Raw genomic sequence first — 23,472 nt, forward strand, 5'->3', positions numbered from 1 at the left:
CTCTTTCGTCGATGCGGAACGAGAGAAGTCGATGCGGAACGAGAGATGGAGAACGGGGTCAGGTGGTGGGCTCCGGAGCGTTGTGGCGGCGGACGCGGCGGCGTTCGGCGATACGGCGGATGCGGGTTCCGACGGAGGCCATGCCGCCGGGCTGGAAGATGATGACCAGGACGATGGCGGCGCCGTACACGAACTTGGCGATGACCGCCGCGCTGAGGCCTCCGGTGCTCTCAGCGCCTTGGAGCTGGGTCGCGTACCTCTCGAGAACCGGTGGCAGGGAGGTCACGAACGCTGCTCCGAACGCTGCTCCGGACGCGGAACCGATGCCGCCGATGACGACCATCGCCAGGTACTCGATGGACAGTGCCGCTCCGAAGGTCTCGGGGATGATGCGGCGGAAGGCCAGGGCGAGCAGGACACCGCCGGCGGCGGCGAACATCGAGGACATCAGGAACGCGTAGGCCTTGTAGCGCACGACGTCGACGCCCATGACCGCGGCCGCCACCTCGTGATCACGTATGCCGCGCAGGGCTCGTCCTGTGCGAGAGCGCACGAGCAGGCGGTAGCAGACGAGGGCGGCAAGGAGTGTGCCGAGTGCGAGATACCAGAGGCGTTCCTCGCGTTGGAAGGGCACCCCGAGGACGAACAGCGTCTGCCCGGGCGTGTCCTCGAAGTTCAGGCCGAGTGCGCTGAAGCCGGGGACATCGCGTCCGTTCACGCCGCCGGTGAGCGTCTCGGCGTTGACCAGGACGTGCTGGCCGACGTAGACGAGACCGAGGGACGCGATGCCGAGGTAGATACCGCGGAGCCGGGCGGCGACTGGGCTGAACAGCAGGCCGGCCACCCCGGCGAGCCCGACGGCGAGGACGGCTGCGAGCACCGGTGGAAGCCCCAGGCCCGACCAGCCGTGCGCGCCGTCCACGCCGTCCGCGGCGAAATAGGTGTATCCGTAGGCGCCCAGGGCGACGAAGAACGCGTGCCCGAGGGACAGCATGCCGACCTGGCCGAGCAGCAGGGTCATGCCGAGTGCGGCGACCGCGGTGGCAAAGATGAACAGGCCGAGTTGCAGCCAGAACGACTCCAAGTAGAACGGCAGGACGAGGAGCACCGCGAGAACGGCGACGGTGACCGTCCGGCCTGTCCCCAGGCTCCGTGCCAGGCTGCCAGTGGCGGCTGCCGCAGGCCGGTGCGACGTCTTGTGCTGCTGATCTCGTCGGCCGGTGCCCGGCGGCGTGGAGGTGGTGAGCGGGGAATCAGACACGGTGCAGCTCCCGGGTTCCGAACAGGCCGGTCGGCCGGACGAGCAGCACCAGCACCATCACGAGATAGGGCATGACGGTGTGGAATCCGGTGCCCAGCGTGGAGAGGTCTTCCGCGTATCCCTGGGCGAGCGCCTCGGTGACGCCCACGACGAGACCGCCGATGACGGCGCCTCCGACGGAGTCGAGGCCGCCGATGATCGCGGCAGGAAAGGCCCGCAGGGCCACCGCCGCTGTCGCGGGTTCCAGCCCTGGTGAGGGGAAAACGGTAACGAACAGTCCGGCGATCGCGGCCAGGACCCCCGCTATCAGCCAGGACACCGCTGATACACGGCTGCGCCGGATGCCCATCAAGGACGCGGTGATCGGATCCTCCGCGGTGGCGCGCATGGCGACACCCCAGTTCGAGAGCCGGAACCAGGTGAGGAAGCCCGAGATGATGACGACGCTGACGGCCAGCGCGATCAAGCGGGTCTGCGGGACGGTCACGCCGGCCACGTCCACGACATCGCTGCCCCACGGGTCTCCCATGGGCAGGACATCGATACCGATACGGCGAGTGACCTCGGTCTGGACGAGGACGTCCACACCGATGGTCATGATGCTGACCGCGAGAATCGCGTGACCGGCAACTTGCCTGACCAGCAGCCGTTCCACCAGCAGGGCGATGGCCACCGCGATGGCCACTCCGGCGAGTACGGCCACGGGGAAGGGGACGTCGTAGCCCACGCTGAAGCGGGAGATGAAGTAGGCCCCGACCATGAGCAGTGCCGGATGGGCGAAGTTCACGACGCCGCCGGCTTTGAAGACCACGACGAAACCGAGCGCGAGCAGCGCGTAGACGGCGCCGAGGGACATGCCGCCGATCAGCAGTTGAAGGAAGTTGTGCATATCAGGCTTCCTGAGTGGGCTGAAGCGGGTTCGCCTGGCGGCTGCCCGGGTCGGAAGTCGGCGCGGACGGGCTGGAGATGGGGGTCTGCTCGGACGGGTCGGAGATGGGGGTCTGCTCGGACGCGTCGCCGTTGCTGCTGGTGCCGAGGTAGGCACGCAGCACCTCGGGGTCCTGCTGCACCTGCACGGGGGTTCCGTCCGCGATGCGGCGGCCGAAGTCCAGGACAGTGACTCGGTCGGCGATACCCATCACGAGTCCCATGTCGTGCTCCACCAGGAGGATGGGGATGGCGAGACTGTCGCGAATGCTGCGAATGAGCTGCGCCATGGCCTCGGTCTCGTGGGCGTTCATGCCGGCCGCGGGCTCGTCGAGCAGGAGCAGGCTCGGTTCGACGCACAGGGCCCGCGCTATTTCCACCCTCTTCTGGTCGCCGTACGAGAGCTCCCCCGCAGGTGTCGCGCGAAGGTCGGCGAGACCGGTGAACGCGGCGATCTCCTGGACACGTTCGAAGTGCCTGCGTCGCGTGCGGTGGGCGCGGCGGAGCCACGGCCGTGTCAGGTCGGGCCGCATCAGTGCGTGTCTGCCGAGGAGCAGGTTCTCGGTGACGGAACTGCCCGGGAGGAGGGCGATGTTCTGGAAGGTACGGGCGACTCCCAGCCCGGCGAGCTGGTGCGGGTGCAGCCGCGTCACGTCCGTGCCGTTGAAGTGCACTGATCCGCTGTCCGCTTTGTAGACGGCGGACAGCACGTTGAACATCGTTGACTTTCCTGCCCCGTTGGGACCGATGACAGCGTGGATGGCCCTCGGGGCGACGGCGAACGAGACGTCGTCCAGTGCGATGACGCCGGCGAATCCGACCGTCACACCACGGACTTCAAGCACCGGCTCGGCGCCTTCGACGACGGGGACGGAGAGTTCGCTCATGCCGTCCACCGCCTCAGTGCCGGGGTGGGGGCGAGACCGGATGCGGGGGGCGCTTGCGTGGCCAGCTCGGGTTTCGGTGTTCCTCCGAGATACAGCTCCCGTACGGCCTGGTCGGCGGCGAGTTCGGCGGCGCTGCCCTGAAGGGTCACGGCTCCGACGGTGAGCACGAATGCGTGGGAGGCGACGCCGAGCGCCATGGTCGCGTTCTGCTCGATGAGGAGAACGGTCGTGCCCTGAGTGTGGATCTCGTCGATCACCTCTCCGATGCGGCCCACCATCTGGGGCGCGAGCCCCAGCGACGGCTCGTCGATGAGGAGCAGCCGCGGGCTCGCCATCAGGGCCCGGCCGATGGCGAGCATCTGCTGCTGACCGCCGGAGAGCAGTCCCGCCCGTTGGTCGGCCCGGTCGTGCAGCAGGGGGAACAGCTCATGGACGCGGCGCAGCGCTGTGGTGCGCCGGGCCCGGTCGCGGACCCCGAAACCCCCGGCCCGCAGATTCTCGGCCACCGTGAGGCTGGTGAAGATGCGGCGGCCCTCCGGCACGAGGACGACGCCCGCCGCCGCCATCGCCGAGGGCGATCGGCCCGCCGTGTTCACTCCCTCGAACTCGATCGCACCCTGATCGACAGCTCCACCGTGGTGGGAGAGGGTTCCTGCTATCGACCGCAGCAGGGTCGTCTTCCCAGCGCCGTTGCTCCCCAGCACCGCCACCACCGCGCCTTGGCGCACGTCCAATGACACCGATCTCAGCGCCAGCACGGCTCCGCCGTAACTCACTTGCAGATTGCGGATCTGGAGCATCCGAGCCTCCGTCGCTCTCCCGCCGGCTCCGGCGGGTGGCGAGATCGTGCGCTCCACGGGGGCAGCCGCATAGCTCCGAAGGCAGGTCTCCCCATGGATATCTCCATCTGGAGATGGCGTCGGATCACGGCGGGGGGCAAGCATGGAGGCAGCGGGCCGTACGTGGGCCGGTCGGCCCTGGTGGGGCCCGGCGAAAGGCGACCTACCATGACTCACATGGCACCGAAACGGGCCAGACGGCCGCAGCCGAACGTGCTCTTCGAGCTCACCGAGGGGTACAGCCAGATCCTGGCCCTCCTCGACGGTTCCACCGCCATGCGCCGGATCGTCGACGATGTGCCGGCGTCCAGCGGTGTCGACGTGGCGTGGGTCGGCGAACCGGACGGCGACAACCAGATCGTGCTGCGCCACACCGTGAACACCCGCACTCCGGCCGTCGACGGCCTGATCGTGTCCACCGGCCTCGGCCTCGGCGGGCAGGTCGTGCAGCGCCGTCGCCCGCTGTGGGTGAGCGACTACCGGCGCGCGGACAACATCACGCACCACTTCAACCCGCAGGTGGCCACCGAGGGACTGGGCGCGATGATCGCCGTTCCCATGATCTACGAGGACCGGCTGCTGGGGGTGCTGTACGGCGCCAACCGCTTCGCGGCACCCTTCGCCGATCGGACGACAGGCCTGATGGAGCAGGCTGCGAGCCGTGCGGCCGCCGCGACGGTCGTCGCGGAGCGCGCCAAGCACGCGGCGGAGGTCGCCGTCCATGAGGAGCGGCGCCGCGTGGCCAACGAACTGCACGACACGGTCGGCGCCATGCTCTTCACGATCGGTGCCGGAATCCGCACGCTGGTCGACGAGTTGCCGACCGGGCACAGCCTGCAGGGCAGACTCGGCGACATCGAGCAGCAGGCCGTGGAAGCGGCGGCGGCACTGCGCGGATCTCTGCACGCCCTGAGCGCGCCGCCCGAGGAGCTCACTCTCGGCGTGGCCCTCCGCGGTGACTGCCGCGCCTTGCAGGAACGCACCGGTATCCTCGCCCGGTTGATCACCGTCACCGAACTGCCGCCCTTGCCTGCGGCGCACATGAGAGCCCTGACGGACACCGCTCGCGAGGCGCTGCTGAACGTGGAGAAGCACGCGCGGGCCCACTCGGTCGTAGTGAGCGTGTTCGCCGCGTCGAACGGCGTGACGGTGAGGATCGCCGACGACGGCGTGGGACTGCCCCCCGCCTGCGAGACAGCCAAGGGACTCGGACTGCCCACCATGTCCGAACGCCTGGCCCGGGTGGGCGGCCAGGTCAGCATCTGTCGCAACGAGGACGGCGGCGTCACCGTGCAGGCGTGGGTGCCCGCATGACCACAGAAACAGTCCAGGTGCTGGTCGTGGACGACCACCCCATCGTCCTGGACGGCGTCACCATGGCGCTCAGCAGCACCTCATGGATCAAGGTCGCGGGCTATGCCCGTTGCGGCAGGGACGCCATCACGGCCGTACGCCGGCTTCGTCCCGATGTCGTACTGCTGGATCTTCGGCTGCCGGACATGCTGGCGCCGGAGGTGATCCGCGAACTGCGCGCACACTCCTCGGGCATCAAAGTGGTGATCTTCACTGCCTATCCCGAACACGCGGCGCTGAACGCGGCGCTCGACGCCGGCGCGCACGCCGTGGTCATCAAGGACGCGGAACGGTCGGACCTTGTGGACATCATCCGTCGCGTGCACGCGGGTGAACGGGTCATCTGCACCGACATGGAGCACGATTTCAACACGCTGCTGACGAGGAAGCTCAAGGAATGCGGACTCACGCGCCGCGAATACGAGATTCTGCGCAGAGTGGCGATGGGTGAGACCAACCCGGAGATCGCCGAAGCGCTGGGCCTGACGCGCAACACCGTAAAAACCTATCTTCAGCGGACCCTGGAGAAGCTGAGTGCCCGAAACCGTGTGGAAGCCCTGGCGCGGGCCAACGAACGAGGCATTCTCTAGACCGGCCGCTGCACGCCCGGCTCCAGGATTGTCGTGGGTCCGCTCACTCTCCGTCCGGACCGCCCGGCGCCCCCGACTTCCCGCCGTCCGTGGGAGCGGCGCGGCGCAGGGTACGGATCGCGGGGGTCGCGAACAGCGCTGCGCAGCCCGCCAGGCAGGTGCCCGCCGACACCAGCAGCAGCCGCCCCGGGGAGGCCAGCGTGGTGGCCGGCCCCGCCAGCATCTGGCCGAGCGCGATCCCGGACACCGAGCCGGCCAGCTCGTACGCGCTGACCCGGTTGAGGACCGCGGGCGGGGTGTGGGTCTGCACGCTGGTCGCCCACATCACCGACCAGAACGCCAAGGCGCCGCCGCCGAGGACGTGGCCCGCCAGCAGTACCGGCAGGCCGGCGCCCAGTGCCACGCAGAGCGGCAGCACGGTGAACAGCACCATCGCCACGGTGCCGGCCGCCAGTGGCCGGGCCGGGCGCAGCCGCAGTGCCAACAGGCCGCCGAGCACCGTTCCGACGCCGAGGAAGGAGACCACCAGGCCGTAGGCGTTCGGGCCGAGCCGGGCGCCGATCAGCGCCGAGCTGAGCGGTACCAGCGGGCCGAAGAGCAGCACGCCGAAGACCACCCAGATCAGGATCACCGCCCACATCCAGGTGCGTGCGCGGAACTCCTGCCAGCCCTGGCGCAGGTCGCGGCGGAGTGAACTTCCGGTGTGGGCAGCGGAGTTCGCATCGGCCGGGGTGTCCGTGGGCGCGTCGGCCGGGGCGAGTCGGATGAGCGCCAGGCACAGGGCGCTGAGCAGGAAGGTGCCGGCGTCGATCGCGTACACGGTCCCGGCGCCGGTCAGTGTGATCAGCAGTCCCGCCAGGGCCGGGCCGACCAGGTGGGCGAGCGCGTCGGCCACCTTCAGCGTGGCGTTGGCCCGTTGCGGCTCGCGGGCGACCAGCGGGACCATCCCGTTCACACCCGGCAGGAACATCGCAACTGCCGCACCGGCCAGTGCCGCCATGGTCACAAGGAGCCAGAACGGCGGCGGCCCGGCGAAGAACGCGGCAGCCAGCACACCCTGTGTGAGTACCCGGACGAGGTCCGCGCCGACCATCATCCGGCGTGCGCCGAGCCGGTCGGCGAACACCCCGCCGAACAGGACCAGGAGGACGAACGTCCCGGTCCAGATGCCGAGGACGAGGCCGACCCCGGAGATCCCGTACAGCGGGCCGACCGCGAGCGCGGTGGCCACCGGCATCATCGCGTCGCCGACCAGCGAGACGGCGCGGGAGGTGAAGTAGAGCGAGAAGCGCCGGTCCCACAACGGGGGCCGGGCGGTTGGCGGATCGGTCTGGGCGGTCCGGGTCTGCGTGGTGGTCACAGGACTGATGTTGGACTGGACCAATCGGTCAACCCAGTGTCCCGAACGACATGATGAGGTACTTTCGCGCCATGACGCTTCGTTCGGTGCCGAGTTCCCCGACGCCGCACCGGGTCGTGGCCCTGCTGGGTCCCCCGCAGTCGACCTTCCCGCTGGCCTGCGCGACCGAGGTGTTCGGCGACCACGGCCCGGCGATCCCCTCCCGCTACGCGCTGGAGGTCTGCACCGAGCACCCCGGCCCGGTGCGCACCCAGGCCGGCTACGACATGTTGGTCACGACTGGCCTGGACGCGTTGGATCGCGCGGACACCGTGCTGGTCCCCGGCTGGCAGCAGCCGGTCGGCACCGAGGTGCCGTCGGCGGTGGTCACCGCGGTCCGCCAGGCGCACCGGCGCGGCGCGCGGATCGTCGGCATCTGCTCGGGCGCCGTCGTGCTCGCCGCCGCCGGCCTGCTGGACGGCCGGCGGGCCGCCACCCACTGGGCCCGAGCCGCCGAGCTGGCCACCCGGTTCCCGCGAGTGCGGGTCGACCCCGCGGTGCTCTACGTGGACCACGGCGACGTCGCCACCAGCGGCGGATCGGCGGCCGGTGTGGACCTCTGCCTGCACCTCGTGAGCGCCGACCAGGGCGCCGCGTACGCGATGCGGATCGCCCGGCAAATGGTGATGCCGCCGCACCGCGAGGGCTGCCAGCTGCAGTACGCCGAACTGCCCACCAACGGACCGGTCGCCGACTCGCTGGCCCCACTCCTTGAGTGGCTGGCCGGACGCCTCGACCAGCCGGTCAGCGTCGCCGAGATGGCGGTCCGTTCCCAGGTCTCGGCCCGCACGCTGACCCGGCGGTTCACCGAGCAACTGGGCATCAGTCCCGGACGCTGGCTGCTGGACCGGCGGATCGCCGCCACCCGGGCGCTGCTGGAGGAGACCGACCTGCCCGTGGAGACCATCGCGCACCGGGTCGGCCTCTCCTCGGCCGTCAACCTGCGCCGGCGTTTCCACGAGGCCCTGCGCACCACACCCGCCGCCTACCGGCGCGCCTTCCGCGCGGACACGGACAAGGCCGGGTAGCCCACCGACTCAGAAGGAGGTCTGTTCCCACTCCCAGGGCTTGTCGTAGATCTGCTGCAGCAGTCCGGTGAATACCTCGTTGTCGAAGAGCAGGCTGTTGTACTCCAGCGGGATCCGCTTGTCGTTGATCACAGCGGTGGGTGTTCCGGGTCCTCCTGGTTCCTCGGCTCCCCCGGCCCGTTCGTACGCCTTCTCGGAAGCGGTGACGAAGGAGCGGTACTTCATGGTCTTCACCGCCGCGTTGAACTCCGGTCCGCGCAGGCCCTCCACCTCACCGGCCAGTTCCAGCAGATAGGCGTCGGTGTAGCCGTCGACGATCTCCTCGGGCTGGTTGGCGTAGAGCACCTCGTGGTACTCCACGAACTTGCCCTGCTCCAGCGCGGCACGGAGTGCGTTGACCGCCTTCTTCGACCCGCTGCCGCCGACCCGGTCGTCCAGGAAGGAGGCCAGGGTGTACTCGGTTCGCGCCCGGCGGTCGAGCATCGCCTCGCGCAGGGCGGGGGCCCCGCCGGTGGTCTCGAACTCCTCGCAGACCGGACAGCGCGGATCCTCGTACAGGCGCACCGTCATCTGCGCGTCCGGATCGCCCACCAGGATGGTGGTGCCGTCCTTTCGGAGCGTCTCCGGCAGTTCCTCCGCGCTCTCGAACCTGGGCTTGAACTCCGCCGCCCGCTGCCCGCACCCCGTCACCGTCAGCACCGCGACCGCGCACAGCACAGCCCATCTACCCCCACGCACCATGCGCCAGCCCCTCCCCAGAGAACAGCGCGACCTTAGATCATCAGCACGGCAAACGCACAGGGAATTCCAATCACACGGTCGCAGACACAAGGGCTCCGCAGCGGACCGCGAGCCGGCTCTCGACGCCGCCGGGCAGAGGCGGACGGCGCCGAGACCGTTCCGCGACTTTGGTCAACGCTTCGGACAGGCCCTAATGCCGGACGCGGACGACGAGTTTGCCGGTGGCGCGGTCGTGCTCCATGTCGTCGTGGGCCTGCGGTACCTGCTCCAGGCCTTCGTAGACGCGGTCCACGGGGAAGGCCAGTTGGCCGGCCGCGACCGCGTCGAGGATCTCCTGGAAGGCTTCCCGTGGCAGGTCGGCGGCGTCGCCGAAGTAGCCGGCCAGGCGTACCCCCTTGGGCAGGTACTCGTTCGGGGAGAAGTCCCGCACCGTCCACTGGTTGGAGAGGCTGCCGCCGAAGCAGGCCGTGCCGTGCACGCGCACCGCGCGCAGGGTGTCGGGCAGGGTCGGCGTGCCGACGAGATCAAGGGCGGCGTCGACTCCGTCCGGGTACAACTCCCGTACGGCGGGCGCGACTTCGCCGGTGTCCAGCAGAGGGTGGTCGACACCGTGCTCCTTGAGAGAAGCGAGGCGGCCGGCCTGCCGGGTGGTGGACAGCACCGTGGCGCCGCGCCAGGTGGCCAGGGCCGCGGCGGCCAGACCCACCGAGGAGGTGCCGCCACGGATCAGCACGGACTGCCCGGGCTTCAGGTCCAGGCCGATGGTGAGCGAGCCGTATGCGGTCTGCACCATTTCCGGCAGGGCACCCAGCACCTCCCAGGGCAGCTCGGTGTCGACGGGGATGACCTGGGACAGCGGCACCGACGTGTACTCGGCGTAACCGCCGTCGTAAGTGCGCCCCATGTCTCCCATCATGGCGACGACCTTCTGTCCGGGAGCCAGTCCGCTGCCGGGCGGGGCGGCGTGGACGGTGCCTGCGGCCTCGATACCCGGCACCCGTGGAAAACTGACGCCCACGCTCACACCCAGCCGAAGCTTCAGCTCCGAGCGGTTGAGGCCGAACGCCTCGACGCGGATGCGCACCCAGCCGTCCCTCTCGGGCGGGAGCGGGAGCGTGGTCAGCCGCAGGTTGTCCACGGGGCCGGGGGCGGAGAGCCGGACGGCGCGCATCGTGGTCGGCGAGGACGTCATGGACCTGCCTTCTTCCCGGGGGTAGGCGAGTCGGTCAGCGGTCGTCAACATGCAGCCGCTGCGGCTTCATTCCCGACTCGCCCCGGGTTTCCGCCTGTTGAGATACGAACATTCCAGGCCGACTTGGCCTTCCAGCGATCACTACCGATGTCGCCTGCCGGGGGCAGGAGCCGCCCGCTGTCCGGCCCAGCCCCGCCCGGCCACTGCGGTGAGCAGCGTACGGGCGAGGTCGGACTGCCTCGGTCAGAAGCCGACGGCCACCGCCAGCCACTGCGGGTTGGCGTGGGAGACGAAGGACGACTGGCTCGCGACGTCGTCGTAGGGGAAGCCGTAGGCGAGCTTGTTGATGGCGTTGTCGTGCCAGAACTTGGCGTAGTAGTTGGCCGGGGCCGACAGGTAGTACTGGTTCGGGTCCGCCTGGCCCGAGGACGGCAGTGTGGCCACGTGCCGGTTGAGCGCCGCGCACATGTTGGGGTTGCTCGCCATGGTGCCGGCGCAGCCGAAGATGTACTGCGTCGTCTCGTTGACGCCGACCGACTGGGCATAGGCGGTGAAGTAGTTCGCGTTCACCCCGCCCGGCTTGAAGCTCGCGTCGCTGCCCGGGGCGATGATGCGGTACGGGGCCTGGCTCTGTGCCAGCACCTTGAACTCCTGCGGAACGGCGTTGATGAAGTCCTGGAAGACCTGGGTGCGGGACTTGGCGAAGAAGGCCTGGGTCTCCCCGACCTGGACGTCGTAGCCGTCAAAGGAGTGCAGTCGCATCGCAAGGGGCAGGCCGTAGGCGTCCACGCGGGTGGTGTTGCCGTTGAACACGCCGCCGCCGACGGTGAATTCGATGAAGTCGTAGTACTGACTGGTCGGTGAGCCGACGTAGAAGTACATCCGGCCTGCCGAGTTGGCGGGCATGTCCAGGTAGGGCTGCTCCGCGATGGAGTGCGTCTGGCCGTTGAAGCTCCAGTACACCTGACTGTCCGGGTAGGCGCCGTTGGTCCTGTTGAGGATCGACACGGTTACCGCGTTCTGCGGGTTCGGGATGGCGCTCGTGTCACCCCAGAAGGCGTCGCCCGGCGGGGTCGTTCCGCCGGTGCCGTAGACCTGGAATTCCCAGAGCGAGAAGCCGTACGGGGTGGCGCGGGCGGTGCCGTACATGCGGACGTACCGACCGGAGCCGGTGACGTTGAGAGTCTGCACGCCGCCCGTGCCGGTGGTGGTGGAGTAGATCGAGGTCCAGGTGGTGCCGTTGGCGGAGGTCTGGATCTGGAAGGCGGTCCCGTAGGCGGCCTCCCAGTTGAGGACCACCTGCGTGATCTGCGCCGTGGCACCCAGATCCACCTGGAGCCACTGCGGGTTGCTGAACGCGCTGGACCATCTTGTGGTGGTGGAGCCGTCCACGGCGGCCGAGGCGGGGGTTCCGGCCGCCTCGGTGGACGAGGCGGTGGCCGGCTTCCCCTGCGATAGCAGGGTGTCGACCGCGTGGGCGGAGGGCTGGGCCACCGCGACCAGAAGGGCCGCCAGCAGGGCGACCAGCAGTGTGATGACGAGCGGGGTTCTTGGCTTGTGCAGTGCCGGCCAACGATGCGCCGGCCACGTGGGGTTGCTCGGCATGGTGTCTCCTCAACAGGGCGGGGTCCTGTGGATCCTGACGTGCCTGGCAAGCCTGAGTGAGCGCCGTAAGCTTCTGAGAGCGCTCTCTCGAAGGTGATTGGTATGTACCTTCGCCGAGGCCTTGGTGTCAATGAGAATGACGCCCCTGCCGGGGCCCCGCCGACCCGCCGCACTCAGCACCTCGCCCGATGACGAAACCCAGGGAGCAGCCGCGCGGCTGCGACAACCAGGCCAGGAACCGACTGGCTGCAGCAGCACGTGCCCCGTCACCCGCGTCGCGTACCGCGCCGGTTCACCCGGCGGCCCTTCTTGCGGACCGGCGCCTCCCCGGACAGCAGGTCACGCATCCCGCGCCGCGGCGTCCGGGGAACGTGTCCCGGTCTGCAGGCCGTCCATGAGGAGGCCGATCAGCCGGTCGGCCTGGGCCCTCCACTCGCCCGTCACGTCCAGGCGCAGAAGCCCGCTCATGGCCAGGACCACGTCAGCCGTCTCGAGATCGCCCCGTACCGTTCCGGCGGCCACGCCCGCGTCGAGGAGGGTGCCGACCGTTCGGAAGACCTGCGCGTAGGACTCGGACGCCCAGCCAGCACCGGAAGGACCCATACTCTGCAGCGCTGCGGACATCTGCTGCTTGGTGACCATCAGGTGGGCCAGGCGTTTCATCCACTCCCTGAGCGCCTGGTCCGGCGGCAGTGCTCCCAGGAGGTCGTCCGCGGCCGAGCACAGTTGATCCACCTCGTACCGGTAGGCGGCAAGGACGAGGGACTCCCGGTCCGGGAAGTGCCGGTAGAGGGTTGCGATGCCCACCCCGGCAGCCCTGGCGATGGCGCCCAGCGAGGCGTCCTTGCCTGCGCGGTCGAACTCCTCCAGCGCAGCGGCCAGCAGCTTCTCGCGGTTTCGGCGAGCGTGGGCACGTACCGGCTGCGGGGGCCCGTGATGTTCCTGCATGCGCACTCCCTGGGCCGGTCGCGCCGCCCGGGCAGGCAGGCGTTCATGACCCCTCTTGCTTACCGGAGGACCCTCCGATAACGTAGTTGCTACCGGAGGGTCCTCCGGTATCTCTGTCACCTTACAACCGTCCTGCGGTCCCGCGCGCGCCTGTGCCCCTGCGGATGTGCCGCGGACGCCGAACGGAGCCACTCACATGAAGACGATCTCACTCGGCGACCTCACCACCTCCCCCCAAGGGCTCGGCTGCATGGGAATGAGCGAGGGATATGGCGCGACGAACTGGGACGACGCCATCGACACCATCCGCCGCTCCCTCGACCTGGGCATCACCCTCATCGACACCGCTGACGCATACGCCTTCGGCCACAACGAGGTGCTCGTGGGCCGCGCCATCGCCGGCCGACGCGACGAAGTCCAGCTCGCGACCAAGACCGGCATCGACCGCATGGGCAGCGACACCTGGGTGCTGCGCGGTGAGGCCGGCTACATCAAGCGCGCATGCGACGCCTCCCTGATGCGTCTGGGCGTCGACCACATCGACCTCTACTACCTGCACCGGCCCCCGCAGACCGCCGAGATCGAAGAGTCCGTCGGTGCCATGGCGGAACTGGTCAAGGAGGGAAAGATCCGCCACATCGGCCTCTCCGAGGTCGACGCCGCGCTCCTGCGGCGCGCGCACGCCGTTCACCCGATCACGGCAGTCCAGAGCGAATACTCGATCTGGTCCCGTGACTTGGAGACGACGGTCGCGGACTGCCTGCGCGAACTGGGAGTGGCCCTGGTGGCGTACTCGCCGCTCGGCCGGGGCTTCCTGACCGGGACGGTGGATACGGCAACCCTGCCCGCAGGCGACGCCCGCAAGCGACTCCCCCGCTTCCAGACGACCGCCAACGACACCGTCGCCGACAGCGTCCGCGAACTGGCGGAACGCAAGGGGGTCACCGCGGCGCAGCTGGCCCTTGCCTGGGTGCATGCGCGCAGCGAGCACCTCGGCGTCCCCGTGGTTCCCATCCCGGGAACCAAGCGCGTGAAGTGGCTGGAGCAGAACGCGGCCGCCGAGGGCATCAGTCTGACGGCCGGTGAAGTCAGCGCGCTCGATGCGCTGGCGGCCCAAGTGGTGGGCGGCCGCTACTGACTTGGGGCGAGTGCCGCGGCGCGCGGGAAGGCACGCCGGTCCCGGCCGGCGGGAGAGCGCTCCCGGGCAGACCGTGCCGGTGAGGCGGCACACGGCGTCGGTAACCAGCCGTCCCCATGGGCCCCTTCGGGAATATCGACGAGTGCCCGAGAACATCCGCACCACGCGAGACGGTACGACATCCCGCGCATCAGGGATCACGCCAATATCAGCATGCGCCGCCTGGCAGCCGGCAGGCATGTCTCCGCTCCCGCGAGCCCCACATCCCCTCCTGATGCCGTGCACCTCTGCGACCCAAGCGACCACTTCACACACCCACCGCACTACTGGCACACAAGGAGCACATTCAGCCGGTCTACGGTCGGGGCGCTATTCGCGAGGCAGACGGCGTGCGCGCGGCCCGCCTAGCCTCCCGGGCCATGCGATCAACACGTATGAGACGCCTGGGTCTCGCCACCGTTCTCGGCTTCCTCCTCGCCGTCTTCGGCCTGGCCCCGAGTGCGAGTGCGGCGGACGCCGACCTGACGTTTGTCACCGACTCCGCCACCACGACGCCCGGCGGCACGGTGAAACTCTCGATGACGCTGACCAACAACAAGACCTACGACATCCTGTTCGTCTACCAGACGATCGAGCCCACCTGGCTGACCACTCAGCGGCCCGACCTCAAGTACGGCTTCACCGACTGCAGCCTGACCACGGACACGGGCAGCACCCCCTGCTCCGGCACCGGGCCCGCCAACCTCGGCCCGAACTACGGAGCCACGATCCCGCCCGGGCAGAGCCGGACCGTGACGCTGACCCTGCAGGTCTCCGCCGACTCGGGCTGCAACGGCAACATGGGCTTCTACACCTACTACTACGCAGAGTTCAGCGACGCGACAAACATCAGCGGCGGCCCGGTGTACACACCGGAGACGCGGGTCCTCTGCGCCTGACGTCCAACGCCACCGCCAGGAAAACAGCCGACCTCGGCAATGCCGAGGTCGGCTGTTGGCTGTTGGCTGTTGGCGATCTTCATGACTGAGGCCGGCACCCCGTTGGGGTGCCGGCCACCGTTTCGCCGTCCGCTACGCGGCCGGCCAGTTGCCGAAGTCAGGCGGACCGTCGTGCGAGGTCTTCCAGCAAGGCGACCGCCTCAGCCGCGCGCTCGTAGGGAACGAAAAGGTGGTCGTGGTGGAAACCGGCCACGACGTTGCAGCTCAGCCCCGCGGCGGCGAGCTCCTGGGCAACGGCGGCGGTGAGCCCGACGGCATCCAGCGCAGAATGGACGCGGAGCGTGATCCAGCCCGCCACATAGTCGTACGCGAGCCCTGCCTCATCGGCGTCCTCAAGCCGCACGACCAGAGTCAGGCCCTCTTGCTCGGTGACCGTGACGACGGGTGTGACACCCGGCGGGATGCCGGCCTCGGCAACGGTGAACACATAGCGGCCCGGCCTCAGCTCCGGGCTCATGCTACTCAGCAGTTTCTGCAGGTCAGCCTCACCACTCATGGCGGCGATCGTACACGGACCAGAAATGCAGGACCTTCGCCGCTCGCGCAACCGGCCGCACCCTCACGCTCTCTGAGCCAGTGCTTCGCGAAGCCAGCTGGCCCCAGACACGGAAATCCCCGTGCACACAACCAAGTGGCTAGGTCGTGGGGAAGGCGCGGGTGTACGAGATCCAGAGCCGGACGTCGGCGGCGTTCGTACGGCCGTTGCCGTCCAGGTCTCCAGCCGCGCCGGCGGTCGGGATGGCCGCCAGGTCCTTGGCGTTCACCGCGCCGTCGCCGTTGACGTCCGGGGTGCGGGTGGCGAGGAGATCCGGCCGGACGGACAGCAGGTGGAACTTCGTGGCGCTGCCGTTGAAGCCGAAGTTGTCGTCGGCGACGAGGACGAGTGAGCGGGAGCCGTCGGGCAGTTGCGGTCCCCAGGTGATGCCTTCGACGTTGTCGGCGTCGGTGCCGGAGGTGGTGAAGTCGTACAGCAGCTTCTTCGGCATCGGCTTCTCGGCGCCGGACAGGGCGTCCTTGCCGTTGACGTCCGTCGCGCCGATGGTGCTGGTCCAGTAGAGGCGGATGGAGAAGCCGACACCGGAGGCGAAGGACCGTTCGACGGTGAGGTAGTCGGTCTCATTGACGGCGAGGATCTCGGAGACTCCGCGGTCCGCCGAGTACGTGCCGACCGGCGGGGGCAGGGGCGCTGTGGGCGCGTCGGATATCGGGTCGACCTCGTAGACGTGTTCCGCCTTCGCCTCGCCTGTCCGACGGTCCATCAGCAGCAGCCGGGACGGGCTCTTGACCGTCAGCCCGGCCGCGGGGCCGTCCTGGACGAGGGCGTTCTCGGTGATGGTGGTCACCGTGCGCCCGTCCGGGGAGAGGGTGAGCCCTTCCAGTGCCTGGTTGTTGCGCACCCCGGCGGTGAGTGTGCCCGAGGCCGAGCGGACGGGGGCGTACGCCTTGGGCAGCGGCAGTTCGTGTAGGTACCCGCCGGAGGTGGCCGCCTCGCGGACGAAGGCGGGCTGCCCGATGGAAGAGGCGCCCTCGCTGGTCCACAGCAGGCTCTTCCCGCCCGGGGTCCAGCGGATCGCCTCGGGGTCGACCGCCTTGGGGGCGAAGGGCTCACCGGTGGTGTCGGCGAGCACGGTCAGGCCGTCGAGGGCGGGCTTGTCGTCGGCGAACGCTGCCCCGTCGAGGGGCAGTCGGAGGGTGTAGAAGCGGGCCTTGCCGTTCTCCGAGCGGTCGTCGCTGAGGGCGACGTACTCGCCGGACCGCGGGTTGTAGTCGATGCCGGACAACCCGCCGAACGGCATGCCGAACTCCGTCGTCCCGGCGGGGACCGTGAGTGTGTCGAGGAGCCGCACGTCCTGCGGCTTCCGGGAGATGTCCGCCTCGGGTTCCGCCGCGAAGCCGTTCGTGAGGGCCAGGCTGCCGAGGAGACCGACTGCGGCGAGTGAGGCGAGGAGCGCGCGTTCACGGCGCGATGGGGATTTGTGGCGCATGGATGTCCTTCCAAAGGGGAGCCAACGGGGATGTGCACGGGGTCGTGGGGCGTGGCTCGCCGACCCGTTCGCTCGACGAGCTGCGGGTGGGAGAGCCCTGTGGCTGAGGGAAGAGGGGGTGCTGCCGAGGCGTCAGAGTGAGGCAGCGGCCGGCACGGCACGGCCCCGGCGCTTGCGGCGCCACGCGTACAGCGCGAGGGCGACCAGCGTCAGCGCGTACGGGATCGTCGACACGAGCTGCGGCGGTACGTCGAGGGTGCCGAGTTGCACGGCCAGTGCCTCCGCCGCTCCGAAGCCGAGCGCGGCGAGGAAGACACCCCACGGCCGCAGACCGCCGAGGAACACGGCGGCCAGGGCGATGAAGCCGCGGCCGGCCGTCATGTCCCGTACGAAGAAGGAGACGTAGCCCATGCTGAGGAAGGCCCCGGCGAGTCCTGCGAGGGCTCCGCTGAGGGCGAGTCCGGTGTACTGGACACGCCGTACCGCGATCCCGACCGACTCGGCGGCGTCGGGCATCTCGCCGACCGCGCGCAGGTGGAAGCCGAAGCGGGTGCGGTAGAACAGCCAGGCGACGAACGGTGCGGCCAGGAAGGCCAGCCAGGTGACCATGTTCTGGCCGCTCAGCACATCGCCGACAACGGGGATGTTCTCGATGCCCGGCAGGGTGACCGTCGGCAGGCTGCCGCTCTTCAGGCCGGAGGTGCCGCCCTTGTCGTCGAGGAGGCTGTAGACGGCGTAGGCGGTGCCGCCGGAGGCGAGGAGGTTGAGGCCGATGCCCGCGATGATCGCGTCGGCGCCAAGTTCCAGGCGCAGCGCGGCTAGCAGTACGCCCAGCAGTGTCGCCATCGCGACGCCGCACAGCGCGCCCACGGCGACGGAGCCGCTGTATCCGGCGACGAGCGCGCCGGTGCAGGCCGCGCTCAGCATCTGGCCTTCCAGGGCGATGTTGCTGATGCCCGCGCGTTCCGCGACCAACCCTCCGAACGCGGCGAGCAGGTAGGGCGTGGCGATCCGCAGCACGGCCGCGAGGAAGGCGCTGCTGAGGACGACGTCGAGTACGGAACTCATCGGACGCCCACCTGCCTGCGCGCGATGCGTCGCTTGAGGAGGTTCGGCAGGGCCTGGGCGGTGACCAGCAGCACGATGACCGCCTGGATGACCACCACGATCTCGGTGCCGACGTCCGTCTGTTGTTCCATGATGTCGCCCCCGGCGCGCAGGTAGGAGTAGAAGAGTCCGGCGACCACGACGACCAGCGGGTTGTTCCTGGCCAGCAGGGCGACCACGATCCCTTCGAAGGCGAGGCTTCCGGCGAGCCCCGGTTCGAGTCGCCCGTACACGCCCTGGACGAGATGGGCTCCGGCGAGGCCCGCGACGGCGCCGCCGATGACGAAGCTCCACTCGATGACGCGGGGCACGCGGATGCCGCCGTAGGCCGCGAAGTCGGGGTTGGCCCCGGTCATGCGGATGCGGTAGCCGAGCGGGGTGCGGGTGATGAGCAGCCACAGCGCGACGGCGGTCAGCAGCATCACCCCGAAACCGATGTTGGCCCGGCCCAGCGGGACACCGAACCAGTCGCTCAGCGGGGTGAGCGCGGAGTCCTGCTGGATGGACTTCGAGTGCACGGCGCTGCTGCCCGGCTCCTTCAACGGGCCGTTGACCAGGTAGTCGTAGACGCGGACGACGATGGCGTTGAGCATCAGCGTGGCCACGATCTCGTTGGCGCCGAGGCGTGCCTTCATCGATCCCGGTACGAAGCCCATTCCTGCGCCCGCGGCGGCTGCGGCGGCCATCGGCACGATGACGGCCGCGACGGGCGGCAGCGGGAGGAAGATCGCGACGGTCGCGGCCGCCAGCGCACCGGCGTAGACCTGGCTTTCGGCGCCGAGGCTGATCTGCCGGGCGCGGAAGGGGATCGCGACCGACAGCCCGAGCAAGGTGAGCGTGGTGGCGTCCTCCAGCCAGCGGCCGACGCGGAAGGAGCGGTCCAGCGGGCCGGTGAGCATCACCTGGTAGGCGCGGATCGGGTCGTTGCCGGTGGCGAGCATGACGAGGAAGCCGATGGCCAGGGCGGCCAGGATGGTGGCCAGGGCCATGCTGAGGTCGACGACGAAGTCGCGGCGCCGGGTCGCCCGGTACTGGCGGCGGTCCTCGGTCTCGATCAGGGTCATGGGAGTGGTGGTCACAGCGTCTTTCACGGGGTCTCCCCCAGGTCTTCCGGACCGGCTGCGAGGTCTTCCGGACCGGCCGTGGCTTCATCCAGGCCGGCTGCGAGGTCATCCAGGCCGACCATGAGCCGGTCGCGGTCGTGCTGCTCGACGCCGAGCATGTACAGACCGACCCGCTTCTCGGTGAGGCCGGTCGTGTCGTCGAACCGGGCGACCAGGCGGCCGTCCTTGAGGACGAGCAACCGGTCGGAGAGGGCGAGGAGTTCGGTGAGGTCGGCGGAGATCAGCAGGACGGCGGCGCCCGCGTCACGCGCCGCGACGAGACGCTCGTACATGAACCGCATCGCGCCGATGTCCACCCCGCGCGTCACCTGGGAGGCGATCAACAGGCGTGGTCCTGCGGAGAGTTCGCGGGCGACGATCACCTTCTGCAGGTTGCCGCCGGACAGTGCGCGTACCGGGACCGACGGGTCGGGGGTGCGGATCGCGTACTGGTCGATCAGCCGCTCGGCGTGGGCGCGTACGGCACCCGGGTGCAGGACGCCGCGGCGGGCGAGGGGCGGTCGGTCGTGGCGGTCGACGACGAGGTTGTCGGCGATGGACGCGTCGAGGGCGGCGCCGTTGTACAGCCGGTCCTCCGGTACGTAGCCGATGCCCGCCCGACGATGGCCCGCCACGTCGAGGCCGGCCGTGTCGGTGCCGTCGACGCGGACCGTGCCCGCGGTGGGGCGGCGCAACCCGGCGAGGATTTCGGCGAGTTCGCTCTGGCCGTTGCCCTCGATGCCGGCCACGCCGACTATCTCCCCGGCGGCGACGTCGAAATCGAGGCCGTGCAGGGACTGGCCGGTCGGGGCCTGGTAGCCGAGGCTCCGTACCCGCAGGGTGTTCTCCCCGGGGCGGGCGGGGGAACGGTCCACGTCCAGGGACATGTCCCGGCCGACCATCATGGCGGCGAGTGACCGCTCGGTGGCGTCGGCGGTGGCGACCGTCCCCACCAGGGAGCCGGCGCGCATCACGCTCACCTTGTCGCTGATCTCCCGTACCTCGCGCAGCTTGTGCGAGATGAACAGCACGGTCATCCCGTTGTCGCGCAGTCGGCGTACGGCGGCGAACAGGTCCTCGGTCTCCTGCGGGGTGAGCACGGCGGTCGGTTCGTCGAGGATCAGCACGCGGGCACGCCGGTGGAGTGCCTTGAGGATCTCGGTGCGCTGCCGCATCCCGACCGACACCTCCTCGACGCGTGCCCTGGGGTCGACGACGAGTCCGGACTCCTCCGCGAGCCGGGCGGTCCTCTCCACGGCCGCCTTCGGATCGACCAGACCGCGACGGCCCGGCTCCACGCCGAGGACGACGTTCTGGGCGACGGTGAAGGACGGCACCAGCATGAGGTTCTGGTGCACCATGCCCACGCCCAGCGCGATCGCCGAGGCCGGGCCCCGCAGCACGCGGGGGCGTCCGCCGACCAGGATCTCGCCCGCGCTGGGCTGTTCGAGGCCGTAGAACATCTTCATCAGCGTGGACTTGCCCGCGCCGTTCTCACCGACGACCGCCCGGATCTCGCCCGGCGGTATCTCCAGGTCCACGGCGCGGACCGCGCGCACCCCGTTGGCGTAGGTCTTGGTGACCTGGCGGGCGGCGACGGCCGGTCCGTCCTTGCCCCATGGCTCGTTCATCATCAAGGCCGTTCGGCTAGAGGGCGCTGGGCACCGTGACGGAGCCGGACCTGACCTTGTCGGCGGCTTCCTGGACCTCGGTACGGATCTGCTCGGGCACCAACTCCTTGAAGTGGTCGTCGTTCACATAGCCGACGGCGTCCTCGGCGAGGCCGACGGTGGAGACGGCGCCGTACTTCAGGGAGTCCTTCTGGTCCTTCTGCGCGGCCTCGTACAGGGCGTTGCCGACGTTCTTGAGGATGGAGGTGACGACGATGTCCTTCTGCGCCGGGTCGGTGAGGGTCTGGTACTGGTCGGAGTCGACGCCGAACGCGTACCGCTTGGCGCCCACGGCCGACTCGAAGGTGCCGAGCCCGGAGAGCCCGGCGACCGGCCACACCAGTGCGGCGCCCTGGCCGTACATCGCGGTGCTGATCTCCTTGCCCTTGGCCGGGTCGCCGAACGGTTTGTCGCCGCCCACGTACTGCACGAGGACATCGGAGTTCTTTCCGCCGGCGGCCTGGAAGCCCGACTTGAAACCGACGACGAAGTCCTCGATCAACGGGATCTTCACGCCGCCCATGACGCCGACCTTCTTCAGCGATTCGGTTCCCTTGAGGGCTTTCGCGGCCACCAGTTTCTCGGCCAGGAATCCCGCGAGATAGCCGCCCTCGTTCTGCTTGAACGTGACGGAGTAGACGTTCTCGCACTTGTTGGAACAGGCTCCGTTCTTGCCGCTGTAGTCGACCGGTGCGTCGAAGACCCAGAACTTCTTGTCCGGGAATTCCGGGGCGAGTTTGCCTATGTAGTCGGTGACGTCGAAGGTGCCGGCGGCGAGGATGTCGTAGTCGTCGGCCGAGGCGGCGTCCTCGAAGCCGGGCTCCCACTTGGTGCGGTCGGAGCCGAGCTCCACCACCTTGAGCTCGTAGCCGAGGTCCTTCTCGGCCTTCTTCAGACCCGCGTAGGCGGAGTCGAAGAACGACTTGTCGCCAAGACCGCCATTGAGCACCAATTTGATGCGCGGCTTGCCGGAGGACGAAGCTCCGGAATCGTCCCCGCCCGATCCCCCGCACGCGGTCAGCGCGAGCATGCCTGCCACCGCGACGGCGGCACTTCTCCCGTATCGCATCATCGACCTCGACCTCCTGATCATTTTGTTGCTGAGTGAGCGGCTGCGTTGACAGTAGAAAGTGCAAAACGTTTTGGCTACGTTGCCCGGTTTCGGTTTGATTTCCGGTGAGGGAATTTCAGACATCGGTGAGCAGTGCGGTCGCGGCGATGCGCAGCGTCCGGTCGAAGTCCGTCTCGCGTTCCTCGGCGGTGAGGGCGTCACCGGTGCGGAGATGGTCGGACACGGTCAGCACGGCGAGGGCCTCGCCGCCCTCCGCGCAGGCCACGGCGTACAGCCCTGCCGCCTCCATCTCGACCGCGAGCGTGCCCCGGCGCTCCAGGGCGTCGAAGAGGGCGGGGCGGTCGAGGTAGAAGTGGTCGCTGCTGAACACCGGTCCGATGTGCACTGCCCCGCCGCCGGAGAGCTCCCGCTCGGCGGCGCCCGCGGCGGCACGCAGCAGCCGGTAGGAGGGAGCGAGCGAGAGGGTCACGCCGTCCACGAGGAGGCGGCTGAGGCTGGAGTCGGTGTGGGCGGCGGACGCGATGACCACGTCCCGTACGGACACCGAGGACGGGATCGCACCGGCGGTGCCGACCCGGACGATCCTGCGCACGCCGTAGTGGCGGAACAGCTCGGTCGCGTAGATCGTCACGGACGGGATGCCCATGCCGGAGGCGAGTACCGACATCGGCACGCCCCGGTGGCTTCCGGTGTAGCCGAGGATGCCGCGTACGTCGGTGACCTGCCGCGCGTCCTTGAGAAACGTCTCGGCGATCCGCCGGGCGCGGTGCGGGTCGCCCGGCATCAGCACGAGCGGCGCGAAGTCGCCCGGCCGGGCCGCGATGTGTGGTGTGCCGGTGACGGACGAGGTACTCGCGTGTCCTGCCATCACAGCTCCGCTCCTGCGAGCCAGCGCACCAGCCGGTCCCAGAGTTCGGCATAGCCCTTCCAGTCCAGGAACGCCGGCGGCGCCCAGTGCGGTGCCACGTCGGAGGTGAACGCCGCCGATCTGCCCGCGCCGTGGCCGCCGACGACGAGCAGCGGATGCCCGGCGCACTCGGCCAGCAGCGACGCCTCCGGCCGCGGCGTGACCTCGTTGAGTCCGAGCAGCGCGGGCCAGGACCGGTCAAGACCGCGTACGACCGCGTGCTCGCCCACGACTTCGGGGACGGCGCCGGCCGGGAGTTCCACCCGGTCGTCGCGGTCCAGCATCGTCACCGGCAGGGCGGCGGCCAGCGGGGAGCGCCCCCATCGTGCGCGGGCGTCGATGCCGCTGAAGGTCAGATAGCCGCCGATCATCAGCACCCCGCCGCCGCGCTCCACGAAGCCGCGTACCAGCTCGGACCGGTCGGGCGCGGGGACGGAGCGGTTGAAGGTCTCGGGCGGGAGCTGGAAGCTGTTGGCGCCCACGTCGCTGATGACGACGACGTCGTACGCGTCGAAACCGTCGGCGGAGGCCGGAACCCGGCTCGGGATCTCGTGCGAGGGCACATAGGTCACCTCGTGGCCGCGCGAGCGGAGCGCGTCGAGGAAGGCGCCTCCGCCCTCGGTGTACTCGGAGGTGTGGAAGGCGTCGAAGCCTTTCTGGTGGACCGTGTAGGTGAACCAGGACTCGCCCACGACGAGCACTCTGGGCATGGCGAACCGCCT

The 23,472-nt window shown here is 69.5% G+C and carries 22 protein-coding genes; 5 read left to right on the forward strand and 17 right to left on the reverse strand.

The window, feature by feature from the left end:
• Positions 1-58: 58 nt before the first annotated feature.
• Genes OG219_RS01675 through OG219_RS01690 form a run of 4 tightly spaced genes read right to left on the reverse strand, consistent with a single transcriptional unit; the run spans position 59 to position 3,875 of the window.
• Positions 59-1,261, reverse strand: coding sequence for a branched-chain amino acid ABC transporter permease (locus tag OG219_RS01675; protein WP_266822069.1), 1,203 nt, complete (start codon positions 1,259-1,261; stop codon positions 59-61).
• Complete coding sequence (locus OG219_RS01680) at positions 1,254-2,150, reverse strand: branched-chain amino acid ABC transporter permease (protein ID WP_266822071.1); 897 nt, start codon at positions 2,148-2,150, stop codon at positions 1,254-1,256. The genes OG219_RS01675 and OG219_RS01680 overlap by 8 nt, the downstream gene beginning before the upstream one ends.
• A gap of 1 nt (position 2,151) precedes the next feature.
• Positions 2,152-3,075: an ABC transporter ATP-binding protein gene (locus OG219_RS01685; protein WP_266822073.1), complete on the reverse strand. Its 924-nt coding sequence runs from the start codon at positions 3,073-3,075 to the stop codon at positions 2,152-2,154.
• Positions 3,072-3,875 (reverse strand): ABC transporter ATP-binding protein, encoded by an 804-nt coding sequence (locus OG219_RS01690; protein ID WP_266822075.1) that lies wholly within the window; start codon positions 3,873-3,875, stop codon positions 3,072-3,074. Before OG219_RS01690 ends, OG219_RS01685 begins: the two co-directional genes overlap by 4 nt.
• Before the next feature lie 216 nt (positions 3,876-4,091).
• On the opposite strand from OG219_RS01690, the gene OG219_RS01695 reads away from it, so the two are divergent.
• Together OG219_RS01695 and OG219_RS01700 are read left to right on the forward strand one after the other, a co-directional pair.
• On the forward strand, positions 4,092-5,228 hold the full coding sequence (locus tag OG219_RS01695; protein WP_266822077.1) for a GAF domain-containing protein: 1,137 nt from the start codon (positions 4,092-4,094) through the stop codon (positions 5,226-5,228).
• Positions 5,213-5,857 carry a response regulator transcription factor gene (locus tag OG219_RS01700; protein WP_266822079.1) on the forward strand — a complete coding sequence of 215 codons (645 nt, stop codon included), beginning with the start codon at positions 5,213-5,215 and terminating at the stop codon, positions 5,855-5,857. Before OG219_RS01695 ends, OG219_RS01700 begins: the two co-directional genes overlap by 16 nt.
• Before the next feature lie 43 nt (positions 5,858-5,900).
• Here OG219_RS01700 and OG219_RS01705 read toward each other — a convergent pair whose 3' ends face one another.
• Positions 5,901-7,217 carry an MFS transporter gene (locus OG219_RS01705; protein WP_266822081.1) on the reverse strand — a complete coding sequence of 439 codons (1,317 nt, stop codon included), beginning with the start codon at positions 7,215-7,217 and terminating at the stop codon, positions 5,901-5,903.
• Between the two features lie 71 nt (positions 7,218-7,288).
• Here OG219_RS01705 and OG219_RS01710 point away from each other — a divergent pair, with 71 nt between their 5' ends.
• Positions 7,289-8,284 carry a GlxA family transcriptional regulator gene (locus OG219_RS01710; RefSeq protein ID WP_266822083.1) on the forward strand — a complete coding sequence of 332 codons (996 nt, stop codon included), beginning with the start codon at positions 7,289-7,291 and terminating at the stop codon, positions 8,282-8,284.
• Between the two features lie 9 nt (positions 8,285-8,293).
• Here OG219_RS01710 and OG219_RS01715 read toward each other — a convergent pair whose 3' ends face one another.
• The 4 genes from OG219_RS01715 to OG219_RS01730 form a co-directional block, all read right to left on the reverse strand.
• Positions 8,294-9,025, reverse strand: a complete 732-nt coding sequence (locus OG219_RS01715; RefSeq protein WP_266822085.1) for a thioredoxin domain-containing protein — start codon at positions 9,023-9,025, stop codon at positions 8,294-8,296.
• A gap of 190 nt (positions 9,026-9,215) precedes the next feature.
• Entirely contained in the window at positions 9,216-10,217 is a 1,002-nt protein-coding gene (locus tag OG219_RS01720; RefSeq protein WP_266822087.1) for a zinc-binding dehydrogenase, read from the reverse strand.
• A 243-nt stretch (positions 10,218-10,460) separates the two neighbouring features.
• Positions 10,461-11,822, reverse strand: a complete 1,362-nt coding sequence (locus OG219_RS01725; protein ID WP_266822089.1) for a beta-1,3-glucanase family protein — start codon at positions 11,820-11,822, stop codon at positions 10,461-10,463.
• A 339-nt stretch (positions 11,823-12,161) separates the two neighbouring features.
• Complete coding sequence (locus tag OG219_RS01730) at positions 12,162-12,770, reverse strand: TetR/AcrR family transcriptional regulator (protein ID WP_266822091.1); 609 nt, start codon at positions 12,768-12,770, stop codon at positions 12,162-12,164.
• 196 nt (positions 12,771-12,966) lie between these two features.
• Here OG219_RS01730 and OG219_RS01735 point away from each other — a divergent pair, with 196 nt between their 5' ends.
• Both OG219_RS01735 and OG219_RS01740 read left to right on the forward strand, forming a co-directional pair.
• Positions 12,967-13,908 (forward strand): aldo/keto reductase, encoded by a 942-nt coding sequence (locus tag OG219_RS01735; RefSeq protein ID WP_266822093.1) that lies wholly within the window; start codon positions 12,967-12,969, stop codon positions 13,906-13,908.
• A 434-nt stretch (positions 13,909-14,342) separates the two neighbouring features.
• On the forward strand, positions 14,343-14,846 hold the full coding sequence (locus OG219_RS01740) for a hypothetical protein (protein WP_266822095.1): 504 nt from the start codon (positions 14,343-14,345) through the stop codon (positions 14,844-14,846).
• Between the two features lie 157 nt (positions 14,847-15,003).
• On the opposite strand, the gene OG219_RS01745 is transcribed toward OG219_RS01740, so the two are convergent.
• The 8 genes from OG219_RS01745 to OG219_RS01780 all read right to left on the reverse strand — a co-directional run bounded on the left by OG219_RS01745 (position 15,004) and on the right by OG219_RS01780 (position 23,460).
• A complete protein-coding gene (locus OG219_RS01745; RefSeq protein ID WP_266822096.1) occupies positions 15,004-15,402 on the reverse strand; it encodes an ACT domain-containing protein in 399 nt (132 codons plus the stop codon).
• A gap of 139 nt (positions 15,403-15,541) precedes the next feature.
• Positions 15,542-16,891, reverse strand: coding sequence for an esterase-like activity of phytase family protein (locus OG219_RS01750; RefSeq protein ID WP_266822098.1), 1,350 nt, complete (start codon positions 16,889-16,891; stop codon positions 15,542-15,544).
• A 132-nt stretch (positions 16,892-17,023) separates the two neighbouring features.
• The gene (locus OG219_RS01755) at positions 17,024-17,959 is read right to left on the reverse strand and encodes an ABC transporter permease (RefSeq protein WP_266822100.1); all 936 of its coding nucleotides are present in this window, start codon (positions 17,957-17,959) and stop codon (positions 17,024-17,026) included.
• Positions 17,956-19,089, reverse strand: coding sequence for an ABC transporter permease (locus tag OG219_RS01760; protein WP_266822102.1), 1,134 nt, complete (start codon positions 19,087-19,089; stop codon positions 17,956-17,958). Before OG219_RS01760 ends, OG219_RS01755 begins: the two co-directional genes overlap by 4 nt.
• Entirely contained in the window at positions 19,086-20,732 is a 1,647-nt protein-coding gene (locus OG219_RS01765) for an ABC transporter ATP-binding protein (protein WP_266822103.1), read from the reverse strand. The genes OG219_RS01760 and OG219_RS01765 overlap by 4 nt, the downstream gene beginning before the upstream one ends.
• 16 nt (positions 20,733-20,748) lie before the next feature.
• Positions 20,749-21,843, reverse strand: a complete 1,095-nt coding sequence (locus OG219_RS01770) for a BMP family protein (protein WP_266822104.1) — start codon at positions 21,841-21,843, stop codon at positions 20,749-20,751.
• Positions 21,844-21,958: 115 nt separating this feature from the next.
• A complete protein-coding gene (gene deoD / locus OG219_RS01775) occupies positions 21,959-22,711 on the reverse strand; it encodes a purine-nucleoside phosphorylase (RefSeq protein ID WP_266822106.1) in 753 nt (250 codons plus the stop codon).
• Positions 22,711-23,460: a glutamine amidotransferase gene (locus OG219_RS01780; RefSeq protein WP_266822108.1), complete on the reverse strand. Its 750-nt coding sequence runs from the start codon at positions 23,458-23,460 to the stop codon at positions 22,711-22,713. The genes deoD and OG219_RS01780 overlap by 1 nt, the downstream gene beginning before the upstream one ends.
• Positions 23,461-23,472: the final 12 nt, after the last annotated feature.

The organism is Streptomyces sp. NBC_00038 (genome assembly GCF_026343635.1).
In the GTDB taxonomy this organism is placed as follows: Bacteria; Actinomycetota; Actinomycetes; order Streptomycetales; family Streptomycetaceae; genus Streptomyces.